Source organism: Streptomyces sp. NPDC094147, assembly GCF_044764265.1.
In the GTDB taxonomy this organism is placed as follows: domain Bacteria; phylum Actinomycetota; class Actinomycetes; order Streptomycetales; family Streptomycetaceae; genus Streptomyces.
The window spans coordinates 132,171-149,100 of the sequence record NZ_JBIWHT010000010.1; the positions used below are offsets into that span (position 1 = coordinate 132,171).

Annotated in this window: 13 protein-coding genes; 5 read left to right on the top strand and 8 right to left on the bottom strand. The window is 70.6% G+C overall.

The genetic code is table 11. The annotated features are described in order from the left end of the window. The first annotated feature begins 26 nt into the window (after nt 1-26). The gene (locus ACIQ8J_RS17720; protein ID WP_403272432.1) at nt 27-1,379 is read left to right on the top strand and encodes a 6-phospho-beta-glucosidase; all 1,353 of its coding nucleotides are present in this window, start codon (nt 27-29) and stop codon (nt 1,377-1,379) included. Between the two features lie 38 nt (nt 1,380-1,417). Here the strand turns inward: ACIQ8J_RS17720 and ACIQ8J_RS17725 are convergent, their stop codons facing one another. From ACIQ8J_RS17725 to ACIQ8J_RS17750, 6 genes are all read right to left on the bottom strand, one after another. Continuing rightward, nucleotides 1,418-1,615: a hypothetical protein gene (locus ACIQ8J_RS17725; protein WP_261714600.1), complete on the bottom strand. Its 198-nt coding sequence runs from the start codon at nt 1,613-1,615 to the stop codon at nt 1,418-1,420. A 116-nt stretch (nt 1,616-1,731) separates the two neighbouring features. Next, nucleotides 1,732-2,679: an alpha/beta fold hydrolase gene (locus tag ACIQ8J_RS17730; protein ID WP_403272433.1), complete on the bottom strand. Its 948-nt coding sequence runs from the start codon at nt 2,677-2,679 to the stop codon at nt 1,732-1,734. Continuing rightward, entirely contained in the window at nt 2,676-3,152 is a 477-nt protein-coding gene (locus tag ACIQ8J_RS17735) for a phage holin family protein (protein ID WP_403272434.1), read from the bottom strand. Before ACIQ8J_RS17735 ends, ACIQ8J_RS17730 begins: the two co-directional genes overlap by 4 nt. 66 nt (nt 3,153-3,218) lie before the next feature. Beyond that, the gene (gene nhaA, locus ACIQ8J_RS17740) at nt 3,219-4,613 is read right to left on the bottom strand and encodes a Na+/H+ antiporter NhaA (protein WP_403272435.1); all 1,395 of its coding nucleotides are present in this window, start codon (nt 4,611-4,613) and stop codon (nt 3,219-3,221) included. Nucleotides 4,614-4,854: 241 nt separating this feature from the next. Next, the gene (gene acs / locus ACIQ8J_RS17745) at nt 4,855-6,810 is read right to left on the bottom strand and encodes an acetate--CoA ligase (RefSeq protein ID WP_403272436.1); all 1,956 of its coding nucleotides are present in this window, start codon (nt 6,808-6,810) and stop codon (nt 4,855-4,857) included. A gap of 245 nt (nt 6,811-7,055) precedes the next feature. Then, entirely contained in the window at nt 7,056-9,407 is a 2,352-nt protein-coding gene (locus ACIQ8J_RS17750) for a bifunctional SulP family inorganic anion transporter/carbonic anhydrase (protein WP_403272437.1), read from the bottom strand. Nucleotides 9,408-9,688: 281 nt separating this feature from the next. Between ACIQ8J_RS17750 and ACIQ8J_RS17755 the strand changes: the two genes are divergently transcribed. Beyond that, complete coding sequence (locus tag ACIQ8J_RS17755) at nt 9,689-10,990, top strand: hypothetical protein (protein ID WP_403272438.1); 1,302 nt, start codon at nt 9,689-9,691, stop codon at nt 10,988-10,990. On the opposite strand, the gene ACIQ8J_RS17760 is transcribed toward ACIQ8J_RS17755, so the two are convergent. After that, nucleotides 10,968-11,966, bottom strand: a complete 999-nt coding sequence (locus ACIQ8J_RS17760) for an ATP-binding protein (protein WP_403272439.1) — start codon at nt 11,964-11,966, stop codon at nt 10,968-10,970. The genes ACIQ8J_RS17755 and ACIQ8J_RS17760 overlap by 23 nt on opposite strands. Before the next feature lie 102 nt (nt 11,967-12,068). On the opposite strand from ACIQ8J_RS17760, the gene ACIQ8J_RS17765 reads away from it, so the two are divergent. After that, nucleotides 12,069-12,887, top strand: coding sequence for an oxidoreductase (locus ACIQ8J_RS17765; RefSeq protein ID WP_403272440.1), 819 nt, complete (start codon nt 12,069-12,071; stop codon nt 12,885-12,887). Nucleotides 12,888-13,290: 403 nt separating this feature from the next. Here ACIQ8J_RS17765 and ACIQ8J_RS17770 read toward each other — a convergent pair whose 3' ends face one another. Next, a complete protein-coding gene (locus tag ACIQ8J_RS17770; protein ID WP_403272441.1) occupies nt 13,291-14,127 on the bottom strand; it encodes an HAD family hydrolase in 837 nt (278 codons plus the stop codon). Nucleotides 14,128-14,583: 456 nt separating this feature from the next. Here ACIQ8J_RS17770 and ssd point away from each other — a divergent pair, with 456 nt between their 5' ends. Both ssd and ACIQ8J_RS17780 read left to right on the top strand, forming a co-directional pair. Then, nucleotides 14,584-15,687 carry a septum site-determining protein Ssd gene (ssd, locus tag ACIQ8J_RS17775; protein WP_403272442.1) on the top strand — a complete coding sequence of 368 codons (1,104 nt, stop codon included), beginning with the start codon at nt 14,584-14,586 and terminating at the stop codon, nt 15,685-15,687. 80 nt (nt 15,688-15,767) lie between these two features. Further along, nucleotides 15,768-16,925: a TadA family conjugal transfer-associated ATPase gene (locus tag ACIQ8J_RS17780; protein ID WP_403272443.1), complete on the top strand. Its 1,158-nt coding sequence runs from the start codon at nt 15,768-15,770 to the stop codon at nt 16,923-16,925. The last annotated feature ends 5 nt before the right edge of the window (nt 16,926-16,930 follow it).

The window sequence follows — 16,930 nt, forward strand, 5'->3', positions numbered from 1 at the left end:
GATGACTCCGTGACGAGAAGGCTCCGATGCGACTGACGATCCTCGGCGGCGGCGGCTTCCGCGTCCCGCTGGTGTACGGCGCCCTGCTGCGCGACCACGCGCCCGGCCGCGTCACCGAGGTGGTCCTGTACGACCTGGACGCGGCCCGGCTGCACGCCATGGGCCGGGTGCTCGCCGACCAGGGGTACGGAATCGAGGACGCCCCCCGGGTGCGTACCACCACCGATCTCGACGAGGCGCTGCGCGGCGCGGACTTCGTGTTCTCCGCGATCCGGGTCGGCGGTCTGGAGGGCCGGGCCGCCGACGAGCGGATCGCGCTCGCCGAGGGCGTCCTCGGCCAGGAGACGGTCGGTGCGGGCGGCATCGCCTACGGACTGCGGACCGTGCCGGTCGCCGTCGAGATCGCCCGCAGGGTCCGGGCGCTCGCCCCCGAGGCCTGGGTCATCAACTTCACCAACCCGGCGGGCCTGGTCACCGAGGCGATGGCCGAGCACCTCGGCGACCGCGTCATCGGCATCTGCGACTCGCCGGTGGGCCTGGCCCGCCGGGTCGCGCACGTGGTCGGCGCCGACCACGGGACCGTGCGCCTCGACTACGTGGGCCTCAACCACCTGGGCTGGCTGCACGGCCTGTACGACGGCGAGGAGAACGTTCTGCCGCGACTGTTCGAGCAGGGCGACGAACTGCTGACCTCCTTCGAGGAGGGCAAGCTCTTCGGCGCCGACTGGCTGCGCTCGCTCGGTTCCGTGCCCAACGAGTACCTGCACTACTACTACTTCAACCGCGAGGCGGTGGCCGCCTACCGGCAGGCCGAGCAGACCCGCGGCGCCTTCCTCAGGGACCAGCAGGCACGCTTCTACGCCTCGGCGGAGACGGTGCCCGACGCCTCGGTGTGGGCCGCCTGGGACCGTACGAGAGCCGAGCGCGAGGCGACGTACATGGCGAAGAACCGGGACGTGGCGGGCGCCGGTGAGCGCGCGGCGGAGGACCTGGAGTCCGGCGGGTACGAGACCGTCGCGCTCGCCCTGATGCGGGCGATCGCGAGGAACGAGGCGGCGACGCTCATCCTGAACGTGCGCAACGGCGGTTCGCTGCGCGTGCTCGACGAGCGGGCCGTCATCGAGATTCCGTGCCGCGTCGACGCCACAGGGCCCCGCCCGCTGCCCGTCTCACAGCTGACGGGCCATGAGTCAGGCCTGGTCAGCTCGGTGAAGGCGGTCGAGCGGTGTGTCCTGGAGGCGGTCGAGAGCGGGTCGGCGCGGGCGGCGGTGAAGGCCTTCGCCCTGCATCCGCTGGTCGACTCCGTCCAGGTCGCCCGAAGGCTCCTGGACGGCTACCGAGCCGTGCACCCCGGCCTCGCCTACCTCAGAGCCGACTAGCCGACCGGAAACACCACGGGACGCGCCACCGGGTACGACTAGGTACGCGTATGCCGCAGCCGGGCCGAGACCCAGCGGGCCCGGCGCCGCAGGATGCGCGGAATGCCCACCTCCTGGGAGTCCGGGGAGGGGTGTTGCAGCCCCTGCCCCTGCGGGCCGCCCCTCTCGTAGGAGACCGGCCCTGCGGCCGTTCGGCGGTTGCGTGCTGCGTCACCGTAGTCGTGCGTCCAGCCCATACCCCGACGTGTGCCCGGGGCCCAAGGTCGGTAACCGCGTCAGAGGGGGCCAATTGGCCTATGCGCCAGGCATTTGGCTGTTCGTAGGACAAGAGTTCCCGCGGCGTCGCCGGAACTCAGCGGTCCGGTTCGGGATCCTTCAGCCAGTTGACGAGCTCGGTCGAGAACGCCACCGGGTCCTCCTCGTGCGGGAAGTGGCCCAGACCGTCGAACAGCCGCCAGCGGTAGGGGGCTTCGACGTACTCCCCGGAGCCCGCCGCACTGCGGGTCCGCATCACCGGGTCGAGGGAGCCGTGCAGATGCAGCGTCGGAACCCGGACCGGGCGCTTCATCCGCCGGTTGAACTGGATGCCGTCGGGCCGCGCCATCGACCGCACCATCCAGCGGTACGGCTCGATCGAGCAGTGCGCCGTGGAGGGGATGCACATGGCGCGCCGGTAGGTCTCCACGGCCTCGTCCTCGGGCTGGCGCGGGCCCGACCAGTCCCGTACGAGCCTGCCGACCAACGCGCCCTCGTCCGCGACCAGCTGACGCTCGGGCAGCCACGGCCGCTGGAAGCCCCAGACGTAGGAGCCGGCCGAGGTCTGCTTCATGTCGGCGAGCATCGCCGAGCGCCAGCGCCGGGGGTGCGGCATCGAGGACACCACGAGCCGGCGCACCAGCTTGGGGCGCATCACGGCCGCCGTCCACGCCAGATAGCCGCCCAGGTCGTGCCCGACGAGGGCCGCGTCGGGCTCGCCGAGCGACCGGACGACCCCGGTGATGTCGAGCGCGAGGTTGGCCGGGTCGTACCCGCGCGGGGTGCGGTCGCTGCCGCCCACGCCGCGCAGGTCCATCGCGACCGCACGGAACCCGGCGTCGGCCAGCGCGGTCAGCTGATGGCGCCAGGTCCACCAGAACTGCGGAAAGCCGTGCAGGAGCAACACCAGTGGCCCGTCGCCGAGTTCGGCGATGTGGAAGCGCGCACCATTGGCCGCCACGTCCCTATGGGTCCAGGGACCATCGATGCGGACGGGGCTGCCGGTGCCGCCAGGGCTTCCGGTTCCGGGATCGGGTGCGGTCATACAGACGAGCGTGCCACAGAGGGGGCGGCGTCGGTGACCGTCCCCTGGAGGGTGGCCGGGCGCGGATGCGGCTTCACGCCCTGGAGGGTGGCGGCCGTCGCCTTGGCGGACGCGATGGACTTCTCCGGCGGCTTGACCTTCTTGAACTTGGCCACGGCAAGCAGCCCGAGCACCGTCGCGAGCAGCAGGAACGCCCCGCCGACGATCAGGAACGACCAGGCGAGCCCGAGCCCCAGATTGTGGATTCCGTACGCCGCCGCGAAGCTCAGCACCGGCAGGGAGAACAGGACGAACACGCCCGCCGTACTGATGGCGAGGCCACCGATCGCCCCGCGCCTGACGTCCTGCCGCAGCTCGGCCTTGGCCAGCGCGATCTCGTCGTGCACCAGCGCGGACATCTCGGCGGTCGCGGAGGCGACCAGCTGGCCGAGGCTGCGCTCGGCGCTGCCGGCGTTGTGGCTGGGGTCGCTCATCGCTGACTCCCTCTTCTCTTCTCGGTTACCGACGGGTCCAACAGGGCCAACAGGGCCGTGGTCAGATCATGTCGCACTGTCGCCGTCGTCGCGCCCCGCCCCCGCCAGTTGGGCAAGCCTGCGGTGCTCGGCCGCCTTGTTCTCGTAGATCGCGGCCATCCGCAGGTGGTAGTCCGGCTTGTCCATCTCGTACACATCGGGGATGCCGTCCTGGTCGTCGTCCCGCTCCTCGTCCTCGACGAGCGCCTTGTACTTGCGTACGCGCATCTTGAGCAGGATGGAGGACAGCACGGCGGCTATCAGCGAGCCCATGAGGACGGCGGCCTTGACCTCGTCGGCCAGCTTGTTCTGGCCGGCGAAGGCGAGTTCCCCGATGAGCAGCGAGACCGTGAAGCCGATGCCGGCGAGCGAGGCGACGGCGAAGACATCGGGCCAGGCCAGGTCGTCATTGAGCTCGGCCTTGGTGAAGCGGGCGGCGAGCCAGGTGCCGCCGAATATGCCGAGCGCCTTGCCGACGACCAGGCCGAGCACCACACCGAGCGTCTCGGGCCGGGTGAAGACATCGGCGATCGCGCCGCCGCTGATGGAGACGCCGGCCGAGAACAGCGCGAACAGCGGCACCGCGAGCCCGGCCGACACCGGGCGCACCAGGTGCTCGATGTGCTCGCCGGGGGAGTGCTCCTCGCCGTCGGCGCGGTGGCAGCGGAGCATCAGGCCCATCGCGACACCGGCGATGGTGGCGTGGACGCCGCTGTTGTACATCAGCCCCCAGATGACGAGCGCGAGCGGGATGTAGACGTACCAGCCCCGCACGCCCTTCCTGAGCAGCAGCCAGAAGACGGCGAGGCCGACGACGGCTCCGCCGAGGGCGGCGAAGTTGATGCTGTTGGTGAAGAAGACGGCGATGATCAGTATCGCGAAGAGGTCGTCGACGACGGCGAGGGTGAGCAGGAAGGCGCGGAGCGCGGACGGCAGGGAGGTGCCGATCACCGCGAGGACGGCGAGCGCGAACGCGATGTCCGTAGCGGTCGGTACGGCCCAGCCGTCAAGGGCGCCGTTGCCGACGACGTTCACCAGTGTGTAGACGAGCGCGGGCACGGCCATGCCGCAGACGGCCGCGATCACGGGCAGGGCCGCTGCCTTCGGGTCGCGCAGTTCTCCGGCGACGAGTTCACGTTTGAGCTCGATACCTGCGACAAAGAAGAAGATCGCGAGCAGCCCGTCGGCCGCCCAGTGCTGCAGGGAGAGGTCGAGCCCGAGGGAGCTGATTCCCAGATGGAAGCCGCGGACCGACTCATAGCTGGAACCGAAGGTGTTCGCCCAGATCAGGGCGATGATCGCGGCCACGAGCAGCAGGACACCGCCGACGGTCTCGGCACGCAGCGCGTCCGCGACGAAGTTCCGCTCGGGGAGCGAGAGGCGTCCGAGGAACTTGCGGTTGCTGGGGGTGGGTATGGCCACGAGGGCGACCTCCGGTCGGTTCGGCGGGCATGACTCAGCACGTTGCCGACCAGACTTCCCGGCGCACCTGACTTTCTTGTCGCATCGTTGACGCTTTCCTTACTTTACCTAACTTTACGAACTGGTGTGCGTCGGGGTGGATCCGGTGATCATCACTTTAGGGGCATTGCGGACATAAGGCGCGCGAAAAGGGGCCCGGCCGCAACCCCGGCCGGGCCCCTCGTCGGCGTACTCCCGCTGCTCAGTCCTCGCTGGAGGCGGTCGGCAGCTGGGTCTGGATCAGGGTCATCACCGAGGAGTCGGTGAGCGTCGTGACATCGCCCAGTTCACGGTTCTCGGCGACGTCGCGGAGCAGTCGGCGCATGATCTTGCCCGAGCGGGTCTTGGGCAGCTCCGCCACCGGCAGCACCCGCTTCGGCTTGGCGATCGGGCCGAGCGCCGAGCCCACGTGGGCGCGCAGCTCCTCCACCAGACCGTCGGACTCGGCGGCGCTCCCGCGCAGGATCACGAAGGCCACGATCGCATGCCCGGTCGTCTCGTCGGCCGCACCGACCACGGCGGCCTCGGCGACCGACGGGTGCGAGACGAGCGCGGACTCGACCTCGGTGGTGGAGATGTTGTGGCCGGACACCAGCATCACGTCGTCCACCCGGCCGAGCAGCCAGATGTCACCGTCGTCGTCCTTCTTGGCGCCGTCGCCGGCGAAGTACTTGCCCTCGAACCGGGACCAGTAGGTGTCGATGAACCGCTGGTCGTCGCCCCAGATCGTGCGCAGCATGGAGGGCCACGGCTCGGTGAGGACCAAGTAGCCGCCCCCGCCGTCGGGCACCTCGTTCGCCTCGTCGTCCACGACGGTGGCGGAGATTCCGGGCAGCGCGCGCTGGGCGGAACCGGGCTTGGTCTCGGTGACTCCGGGCAGCGGCGAGATCATCATCGCGCCGGTCTCGGTCTGCCACCAGGTGTCCACGATCGGGCACTTGTCGGCGCCGATGTGCTTGCGGTACCACATCCACGCCTCGGGGTTGATCGGCTCACCGACTGAGCCGAGGACCCGCAGCGACGACAGGTCGAACTTGGCGGGGATGTCGTCGCCCCACTTCATGAACGTACGGATCGCGGTCGGCGCGGTGTAGAGGATGGTCACGCCGTACTTCTGCACGATCTCCCAGAACCGCCCCTGGTGCGGGGTGTCCGGGGTGCCCTCGTACATGACCTGGGTCGCACCGTTGGCCAGCGGCCCGTAGACGATGTACGAGTGCCCGGTGACCCAGCCGATGTCGGCGGTGCACCAGTAGACGTCGCTCTCCGGCTTCAGGTCGAACACCGCGTTGTGGGTGTACGCGGCCTGGGTGAGGTAGCCGCCGGAGGTGTGCAGGATGCCCTTGGGCTTACCCGTCGTACCCGAGGTGTAGAGGATGAACAGCGGGTGCTCGGCGTCGAAGGCGGTGGGCGTGTGCTCCGCCGACTGCCGGGCGACGATGTCGTCCCACCAGACATCGCGGGTGTCGTTGAACGCGGTGTCCTGGCCCGTACGGCGCACCACGAGCACGTGCTCGACCTGGGGGCACTTGGCGACGGCCGCGTCGATCGCGGGCTTCAGGGCGGACGGCTTGCCGCGCCGGTAGCCGCCGTCGGCGGTGATGACCAGTTTGGCGTCGGCGTCCTGGATGCGGGAGGCGACGGCGTCGGCCGAGAAGCCGCCGAAGACCACGGAGTGCGCGGCGCCGATCCGGGCGCAGGCGAGCATCGCCACGGCCGCCTCGGGGATCATCGGCAGATACACCGCGACCCGGTCACCGGCCTGGACACCCAGCTCGGTAAGGGCGTTGGCGGCCCTTGACACCTCGTCCTTGAGCTCGGCATAGGTGAGGGCGCGGCTGTCGCCGGGCTCGCCCTCGAAGTGGATGGCGACCCGGTCGCCGTTACCGGCCTCGACGTGGCGGTCGACGCAGTTGTACGCGACGTTCAGCTTGCCGTCGGCGAACCACTTCGCGAAGGGCGGGTTCGACCAGTCCAGGGTCTCGGTCGGCTCGGTGTCCCAGGTCAGGCGCCGGGCCTGCTCGGCCCAGAAGCCCAGCCTGTCCGCCTCGGCCCGCTCGTACGCCTCCGCCGTCACGTTGGCGTTCGCGGCCAGCTCGGCGGGCGGCGCGAACCGCCGCTCCTCCTTGAGCAGGTTGGCCAGGCTTTCGTTGCTCACGACATCTCCCTTTCCCAGGGCGTCCTATGTGCCTATGTGTCCCAGGCCATAGCTCATCAGGCCAGGGCCCGGGTGACAAGAGTCTCCAGGAAATTGGTTTAGACCTGTAGAGACTCCTGGTCATCGGCGTGGCGCGCGTATGGCCTCCCCTGTTGCAGGGGAGGCCATACGTTCTCACGGGCTGGGGACGCGGCCGGTTCGGGCGGCCGTTTTCGGACACGCGGCTCAAGGAGGCGGCCGTCCGGTCAGGCGGGCGATTCCTCCAGGGCGGTGCCGTCGACCCCCTCGAAGACCTCCGCCGCGTCGTCCGGGACGAGCAAGTAGGCCTGCGCCTCGCCGACATGGAAGTACATGCCGTGCAGGGCGAGGCTGTCCTGGGCGAGCGCGCGCGCCACCGATTCGTGCCGCCGCAGATGCTCCAGCTGCTGTACGACATTGGTCAGGCAGAGCTGCTCCACGGCGTCGGCGGGCAGCCGACCCGCGATCCGCGCCCAGGAGTGCCGCCGGCTCGCCATCCGCTCCAGGCTCGGCATCCCGTGCCGCAGCCAGCGGCGCAGCGGAGTCATCGGCGCGCCCGGACTGCTGTTCAGCAGCGCCTGCATGGCACCGCAGCCGGAGTGCCCGCAGACGGTGATCGACTCGACCTGGAGCACCTCCACCGCGTACTCGATCGCCGCCGCCACCGAGTCGTCCGCGCCCTCGGCACCCGGCGGGGGCACCAGGTTGCCGACGTTGCGCACCGTGAACAGATCGCCCGGCCCGCTGGAGGTGATCATGCTGGTGACCAGGCGGGAGTCCGCGCAGGTGATGAAGAGCTGGTGCGGACGCTGGCCCTCGCGCGCGAGCCGCGCCAGTTCGGCCCGTACCAGCGGGGCGGTGTTCCGCTGGAACGAGCTGAGCCCGCTGGCCAGTTGGTGGCCGAGTGCGCTCCGCGGCGGCTGCTCCTGGCAGTGGTGGTTGCGCCACGGCGTCCAGGGCCGGCAGCAGGAGTGCGCGGCGACGGGCTCGGCGGCTTCCCCCTGAGCTCTCGGCTTCGCGGGGGCACCAGCGGCCCCCGCCCGCCCGGTGATCCGCATCAGGCCGCCGCGCGCGGTGTGCGCGTCCTGCCAGCCCTGCAGCGCTTCGAAGGCGGCGTGGTCCATGAACGACCCGTCCAACTCGACCACGACCTCGGCCCCTTGGGGCATCTGGGCCAGCGCCCGCGTCAGCCGGGGCACGGCGAGGAACGTCAACTGCCCCCGTACGCGGAGCAGATACCTGCCGTCGGCCTCCTCCTGGGCGGTGATCCGGGTGCGGGCGAGCCGGTGCAGCGCGACGACCACGGCCACCGCGATTCCGATGACCACGCCTTGGAGCACGCCGAAGACGAGCACTCCGGCGACGGTCGCCACGTAAACCAGGAATTCGCGGTTCTTGTGGACGTTGCGGATGTGCGCGAAGTTCACCATCTGGATGCCGACCATCATGACCAGCGCGGCGAGCGCGGCCAGCGGGATCCACTCCAGCGCGGAGACGAGCAGCACGGCGGCGAGCAGCACCCACACGCCGTGCAGCACGGTCGAGGCGCGACCGGTGGCGTCCGCGCGCACGTTGGCGCTGCCGCGCACCGCGCCGCCGGATACGGGCATGCCGCCGAGCAGCCCGGAGACGGCGTTGGCGATGCCCTGACCGCGCAGCTCACGGTCGAGGTCGGCGCGCGGCGGGTGCTCCGACCCCGGCCGTTCGGCGGCCAGTTTGTCCACGGCGACCGCGGAGAGCAGCGACTCCAGGCTGGCGACCAGCGTCACCGTGAGCACCGCGGTGGCGAGCCCGAGCAGGGGTCCGTGCGGCAGTTCGGGCAGTACGTGTGCGTCCCAGGAGGGCAGTTCGACCCGGGCGATGTGCGGCGCGGCGAGCGCGGCGGCCCCGGTGGCGATCACCACACAGGCGAGCGCGGCGGGGACCCCGCGCAGCACTCTTCCGGTACGCCCGGGGATGCGCGGCCACAGCAGTAGTACGGCGATGGTCAGCGCGCCGATGAGGGGCGCGGCCGGGCCGACCCTGGCCAACTGGCCGGGCAGGGCAAGCGCGTTGTCGACGGCGGAGGTCTGCGGGGAACCGCCGAGGACGATGTGCAGCTGGGCGAGGGCGATGGCGGCCCCGATGGCGGCGAGGGTGCCGTGCACGATGGCGGGGCTGACCGCCAGCGCGGAGCGCGCCGTCTTCAGGGAACCCAGGGCGACTTGGAGCAGGCCCGCGCACACGGTGATGGCACAGGTGGTGCGCCAGCCGTAGGTCTGGATCAACTCGGCCGACACCACGGTCAGTCCGGCGGACGGACCGCTGACGAGCAGGGGCGAGCCGCCGAGCAGCCCGGCGACGATTCCGCCGACACCGGCGGCGATGAGGCCGGCTTCCAGCGGCGCGTCGATGGCGACGGCGAGGCCGAGCGACATCGGGACGGCGAGCAGGAAGACGGTGATGGACGCCGACAGGTCGGCGCCGGGGACCGTGAAGCGGCGACGCTTCGGGCCGCCTCCCGAGGGAGGTGTGCCGCGTCGCCGAAGGCGGGGTGTGCGAGCTGGGGGCTGGGTGCGACTGGGTACGCAGGCAGGCATGTTTCCCGTCTCCTCCGGGGCAGCGCGGTCGCGGAACGTGGGTCGCGGCCGTGGGTCACGGCAGTGCAGTGGCGGGATTCTCAACACTCGGTAAATGAATCGTAATGCAGAGTAAAGGAAGATGTTTCGCGTTTAGGGCAAATAGGGCAATGATTCACTCTCAAGGATGAATAATCAGCTTATCGTTCGGCTTGTCGTACCGCGGGTCCTGAGCGTGCGTGCGACTTTTGCGGCGCCGTGACGGCATTCAACGCACATAACCGCAAGGAAGAGGTGGGCGGATGATCGCCGCCACGCACGCCACGAAGAGGATCGCTGTCGGCGTCATCGCCACGGCGCTGGCCGTCGGAGCCGCGGGCTGCTCCTCGGACCCCGCCCAGACCAAGCCTGGCGCCCCGGGGCGCCAGGGCCCCGCCGCCCCCAAGAGCGCCGTACACCTCATCGGCGACGGCTCCACCGCGTACACCGGGCTCCAGCCGCACCTGCTCAAACCCGCGAAGCTGAAACCGGGGCAGCAGCCGCCGCAGTTCGTGGTGTTCTCCTGGGACGGCGCCGGCGAGGACAGCCAGCAGCTCTTCTCCCACTTCCGGAAGGTCGCCAAGGAGAACAACGCGACCATGACGTACTTCCTGAGCGGCGTGTACATGCTCCCGGAGGACAAGGCGAACCTGTACACCGCGCCGAAGCACCTTCCGGGCCGCTCGGACATCGGTTTCAACGACCTCAAGGGAATCAAGGACACCGTCACCCAGCTGCGTGCCGCGTGGGAGGAGGGCAACGAGATCGGCACCCACTTCAACGGCCACTACTGCGGTCCCGACGGCGGCGTCGGCACCTGGTCGGTGGACGAGTGGAAGAGCGAGATCGCCCAGGCCAGGTCCTTTGTGAAGAACTGGAAGACGAACTCGGGACTGAAGGGGGAGGCGCCGCTCCCGTTCGACTACGACAAGGAGCTCGTGGGCGCCCGCACTCCCTGTCTGGAGGGCCAGAAGAACTTTGTCAAGGCCGCGGGCGAGCTGGGCTGGCGCTATGACACCAGTGGCGTCAACGACCAGGTGTGGCCGAAGAAGTACCCCAACGGCGTCTGGGACCTGTCGATGCAGCTCGTGCCCATCCCGGGCCGGGACTTCCAGACCCTGTCCATGGACTACAACTTCTACATGAACCAGTCCAACGCGATGACCGGTGACGCCGATCAGCACGAGTACTGGGGCAACCAGATGCGCGACGGCCTGATCCAGGCTTTCGACCGCTCCTACGACGGCAACCGCGCCCCGCTCATCATCGGCAACCACTTCGAGTCCTGGAACGGCGGCACCTATATGCGCGCCATCGAGGACACCATCAAGGCGGTGTGCGGGAAGCGCGACGTCCACTGCGTCTCGTTCCGCCAGCTCGCCGACTGGCTCGACGCCCAGGACCCGGCCGTGCTCGCCAAGTTCGGAATGCTCAAGGTGGGCGAGGCCCCGAAGGGGGGCTGGGCAGCCCTGGAGGCCGCCCAGCCCGCGGCCCCGGCCAAGCCGGTCGCACCGCTGAAGCCCGCGGCACCCCAGCCCGGCCTCAAGCAGGCTGCGGCTCACTGACCTCGGCGGCCAGCTGCTCGCTCAGCATGAACCCGGGGTCGACCTGCGCCGCCAGGTCGGCCCCGGTCTTCGCGTTGCCCCAGCTCTCCGCGTTCTTGAGGTGGAAGTGGACCATCTGCCGCGTGTAGCGCGCCCAGTCCCGGTGGGCGTACGAGTCGTCCGCGGCGTTCTGCAGCGCCTGCAGGGCGAGCCGGTTGTCGGCCTCCAGGAGCTCGAAGCGGGGCGGGCGGCCCTTCTCCATCGCGCGGACCCAGTCGGAGTGGCCCACCGTGACCAGGAGGTCGTCGCCGACCTCCGCGCGCAGGAAGTCCACGTCGTCCTGGCCCTGCACCTTGTTGCCGACGACCTTGAGGGCGACGCCATAGTCCCGGGCGTACTCCTTGTACTGGCGGTACACCGAGACGCCCTTCCTGGTCGGCTCGGCCACCAGGAAGGTCATGTCGAAGCGCGTGAACATGCCCGAGGCGAACGAGTCCGACCCCGCCGTCATGTCCACGACGACGTACTCGTCCGCACCGTCCACCAGGTGGTTCAGGCAGAGCTCGACCGCGCCGACCTTGGAGTGGTAGCAGGCGACCCCCAGGTCGGACTCGGTGAACGGGCCGGTCGCCATCAGCCGGATGTCCCCGTCGTCGAGGACGACCCGGCGCGCGCACGCCTCGTACACCGGGTTCGCCTCGCGCACCCGCAGTAGCCGGGAGCCCTGGCCGGGCGGCGTCGTCTTGATCATCGTCTCGGTGGAGGAGATCCGCGGATTGGTGCCGCGCAGGTACTCCTTGATGAGCGGGAGGTGCGCGCCCATCGCGGGCAGCGCTGCGGCCTCCTCCTCGTCGAGCCCGAGCGCGGCACCGAGGTGCTGGTTGATGTCTGCGTCGACCGCGACGACGGCGGCCTCGTTGGCGGTGAGGTGGCGGATGAAGAGCGAGGACAGCGTGGTCTTGCCGCTGCCGCCCTTCCCCACGAAAGCGATCTTCATGTTCACCAACGGTAATCGCACTGTGGCTTTGAGTGTGCGCCGTCAGTGAAGAAGACCACTCGAAGGTGGGGCGCGGCTTGCGGACGCGTAGCCTCCCTACTTATGAGTACGAACGCCGCTGACCCTCTTGTCGCCCTCGGCGGGCTGCCGGGCGTCCCGGACGCCGTGGACTCCGTGCGCAAGGCCGTGGACCGGGTTTACGGGCACCGCGTGATGCGGCGCCGCAGCAACGAGATCACCTCGGAGGCGGCGCTGCGCGGGGCCCGCGGCAGTTCCGCGCTGTCCGGCGCAGACTGGGCGCTGGAAGAGGTGCGGCGGCGCACCGACTTCGGCAGCGAACCCGAGGCACGCACGGTCGGCGCCGCCCTGCGGCTGACCGCCGAGGCGGGTCAACTGCTGTCCATCTGGCGGCAGTCGCCGCTGCGGGTGCTCGCCCGGCTGCACCTGGTCGCGGCCGCGGATGCCGGTGACGCGGTGGGCCGGCCGCGGCTGCGTGGCGAAGGGGTCGACGAGCCCTTGATCGAGCTCCCGCTGCCGGACGCGGACGAGGTGGCGGGCCGCCTCGAAGGCCTCTCCCAGCTGATCATCGCGGGCAGCTCCGCGCCCGCCCTGGTGACCGCCGCGATCGTGCACGGCGAGCTGCTCGCGCTGCGGCCCTTCGCCTCGTACAACGGGCTCGTCGCGCGGACCGCCGAGCGGATCGTGCTGATCGGCAGCGGGCTCGACCCCAAGGCGATCTGCCCGGCCGAGGTCGGCCATGCGGAGCTCGGGCGGGCGGCCTACGCCGCGGCGCTCGACGGCTACGTCTCGGGGACGCCCGAGGGCATGGCGGCCTGGATCACTCACTGCGGCAAGGCGGTTGAGCTGGGCGTACGCGAATCGACCGCCGTGTGCGAGGCGCTCCAGCGGGGCGCCGCGTAGGCGCTTCTCCCGCTCGGCGGGTCATGGCGGTTGCCTGTCCGGAAAGGGTTGCGGCGGTATCGATGTCCGATACCGCCGCTGGCATGTCCACCGGGTTACCAAGCGTCCTCGAATGTTGCCCATCAGGCCGGGATTCTCTGCCCGTTCACCTGGTGCGGCTGGCCCGTAATCGACGGGTCGACGTCGCGTGGGTGCTCGATTTTCATGCTCGGTCCGTGGGGCCTTTATTGCGTAGAAGGTGATCCTCTCGGATGTCCCAGGTCTCGCGGGCCGTTGAGTCCTTTCTACTCCCGTCCGGCGGGAAGCGAAACCCCTGACCACAGTTCTTTACTTTTAGCTTCAAACAGGGCCAAACCGGACGTCTGTTTTCAGGCGTATCCGTCCGGGGCGTTTCCTCGGCACCTCAGGCCGAGGTGGCGGCGCGGCGGCGACTGGCGTACCAGACGAGACCGGCGGTCGCAGCGGCCGCGCCGACCGCCGCCGCGGCCACCAGTGCCGGGCGCGGCGGCATCTTGATGGCGGGCAGCCGTTGCTTGAGGCGGACCGGTCGGCTGAAGACGAGAACCGGCCATTTTCTGGCGTTCGCCTCGCGTCGCAGGGCCCGGTCCGGATTGACGGCGTGGGGGTGTCCGACCGCCTCCAGCATCGGGACGTCGGTCGCCGAGTCGCTGTAGGCGTAGCAGCGCGCCAGGTCGTACCCCTCGGACGCGGCCAGCTCCTTGACGGCCTCGGCCTTCGTCGGCCCGTAGGCGTAGTACTCGACCTCGCCCGTGAAGCAGCCGTCGTCGCCGACGACCATCCTGGTGGCCACCACCCGGTCGGCGCCGAGCAGTTCGCCGATCGGCTCGACGACCTCGGCGCCGGAGGTCGACACGATGACCACGTCGCGGCCCGCGGCGTGGTGCTCCTCGATGAGGGAGGCCGCCTCGTCGTAGATGATCGGGTCGATCAGATCGTGCAGGGTCTCGGCGACGATCTCCTTGACCTGCTGGACGTTCCAGCCCTTGCAGAGCGCGGACAGATACTCGCGCATCCGCTCCATCTGGTCGTGGTCGGCACCGCCGGCGAGGAATACGAACTGCGCGTACGCGGTGCGCAGTACGGCGCGGCGGTTGATCAGTCCTCCTTGATAGAAGGACTTGCTGAAGGTCAGCGTCGACGACTTGGCAATGACTGTCTTGTCCAAGTCGAAGAAGGCGGCGGTGCGCGGCAGCGAGTGGTTTTCCACGGGCCCGAGCATAGGCGCCCACCATTCGGCGTAAGCTGGGGCGCGTGGGTTTGCCTGAGAAGGCTCTCGGGTACACCATGGAAGTCACGGATCGTTCGCGACCGTGCTAACCCGGTCCGACTCCTCCCCCCCCGAGTCGGCCGTGGGGACGACCCCCGCTCTCCCCCCCGGCGGGGGTCGTCGCATGTCCGGACGCGTTTTCGGCCCCTGGATCCGATCGTCGTCCCCCTCTTCCCGCCCCGCCCGCGGTGCCCTCCGGCTGGCGCGACTCGTCACTGTGCGTAGTGGTTGCGCTGCGCTCCGGAAGTCACTGGTATAGGTGAACGGGATATTCACAACGGGGATAGTTGTCCACAGCTTTTGATCAAGATCCACATTATTTCGAGTCTCCCTCCACCGTGATTCCAGTTCGCGAAGTACGCGGACACGGGAATCGCAGTGAGAGGGGCGGAAATCGTGGACGGAGTCATGGCATCCGACCGGCCGTCAGGCGCCGAGGGGCGGCGCGGCGGACCGCTGATCGTGACCGAGGACGAGGAACTGCTCGACGACCTGCTGCGGCTGTGCGCCGCGGCCGGGGCCGAGCCCGAGGTGTGCCACGGGGTGCCCGACCGCAGGGGCGGCTGGGAGAGCGCGCCGCTGATCCTGGTCGGCGACGACGCCGCGCCCAGACTGCTCGGCTCGGCGCGCAGGCGCGGGGTGCTGCTGGTGGGCCGGGATCAGGACGATCCCGGAGTCTGGCAGGCCGCGGTCGAGCTCGGCGCGGATCACGTGCTGCGGCTGCCCGACGCGGAACCGTGGCTCGTGGATCGCATCGCGGACGCCGCCGAAGGCGTGGGGCGCCCCGCCCTGACCGTCGGCGTGATCGGCGGGCGCGGCGGCGCCGGGGCGTCGACACTGGCCTGCGCCCTCGCCGTGACCGCCGCCCGGTCCGGGCAGCGCACCATGCTGATCGACGGCGACCCGCTCGGCGGTGGCCTCGATGTGCTGCTCGGCGGGGAGCAGTCCGACGGCCGACGATGGCCGGATTTCGCCGCTTCGCGAGGGCGGGTCGCCGGAGGCGCCCTGGAGGAATCGCTGCCGCGGCTTCATCAGTTGAGGGTACTGAGCTGGGATCGTGGGGACTCGGTGGTGGTCCCGGGCGAGGCGATGCGCGCGGTGCTCGCGGCGGCCCGCAGGCGGGGCGGGGTGGTCGTCGTGGACCTCCCGCGCCGGATCGACGACGCCGTGGTCGAGGCGCTCGCCCAGCTGGACCTGGGTCTGCTGGTGGTCCCGGCCGAGCTGCGCGCGGTCGCGGCGGCCAACCGGGTCGCGTCGTCGGTCGGCATGGTGCTGCGCGATCTCCGCGCGGTGGTACGGGGTCCGTACGCGTCCGGCCTTGACGAGCAGTGGGTGGCCAGCGCGCTGGGTCTGCCCCTGGCGGGAGAACTCCCGGTGGAACCGGGCCTGTTGGAGGCCCAGGAGAGCGGGTCACCGCCGGGCACGGCGACCCGGGGGCCGCTGGCCCGATTCTGCGCGGCCTTCTGGGACCAGTCGCTGGCGGGCGGCCTCACCGGGGGAGCGGTCTCATGACCGCGGTGCGGGATTCGGGTGCGTCCTCCTCCGGCGCGCCTTCCTCGATCGTTGGTGGGGCGCGGCCTCGGGGGCTACCGGTGCGGGGCGCTGGACCGCCGCTGCTCGACGCGGTCCGCCAGCGTCTGGCGGAGAGCGGGGCCGAGCCCACACCGGCCAGGGTCGCGGCGGCGCTGCGCGCCCAGGGCCGACTGCTCGGGGACGCCGAAGTGCTGGGCGGAGCGGAGGAGTTGCGGTCCGAACTGGTGGGGACCGGGCCGCTGGAACCGCTGCTCGCCGATCCGGAGGTGACGGATGTGCTGGTCTCCGCGCCCGACCGGGTCTGGGTGGACCGGGGCGGCGGGCTCGAACTGACCGGGGTCCGGTTCGCCGACCCGGCGGCGGTGCGCCGCCTCGCCCAACGGCTGGCCGCGGTGGCGGGACGCCGACTGGACGATGCCCGGCCATGGGTGGACGCCCGGCTGCCGGACGGCACCCGGATGCATGCAGTCCTGGAGCCGGTCGCCGTCGGCTCGGCCTGCCTCTCGCTGCGGGTGGTGCGGCCGAGGGCGTTCGCGCTGGCCGAGCTCACCGCGGCGGGGACGGTGCCGCCCGACGGTGAACAGCTGCTGCGGGCGCTGATCGGGGCCCGGGTGTCGTTCCTGGTGAGCGGCGGCACCGGCACCGGCAAGACCACCTTGCTGTCGACCCTGCTCGGCCTGGTCGGGGCGGGCGAACGGATCGTACTGGCCGAGGATTCGGCCGAGTTGAGGCCCGACCATCCGCATGTCGTACGCCTCGAATCCCGGCCCGCCAACCAGGAGGGCGCCGGTCTTGTGACCCTGCGGGACCTGGTGCGTCAGGCGCTGCGCATGCGACCGGACCGCCTGGTCGTGGGTGAGGTGCGTGGTGCCGAAGTGACCGATCTGCTCGGTGCTTTGAACACGGGCCACGAGGGCGGCTGCGGAACGGTTCACGCCAATTCCGCCGCCGACGTTCCGGCCCGCCTCGAAGCCCTCGGGACGGCGGCCGGGCTCGACCGGGCCGCGCTGCACAGCCAGTTGGCGGCCGCGCTGTCGGTGGTGGTCCACCTCGTACGGGACCGGGCCGGGCGGCGCCGGATCGCGGAGGTGCGCGTCCTGGAGCGGGATGCGGCGGGACTGGTGGTGACGGTGCCCGCGCTGCGGTGGGGCGCGGCGGGATTTGTGTGCGACTCGGGCTGGGAGCGGCTCCGGGCGCTGATCGGGGGTGCGTTGTGACAGAT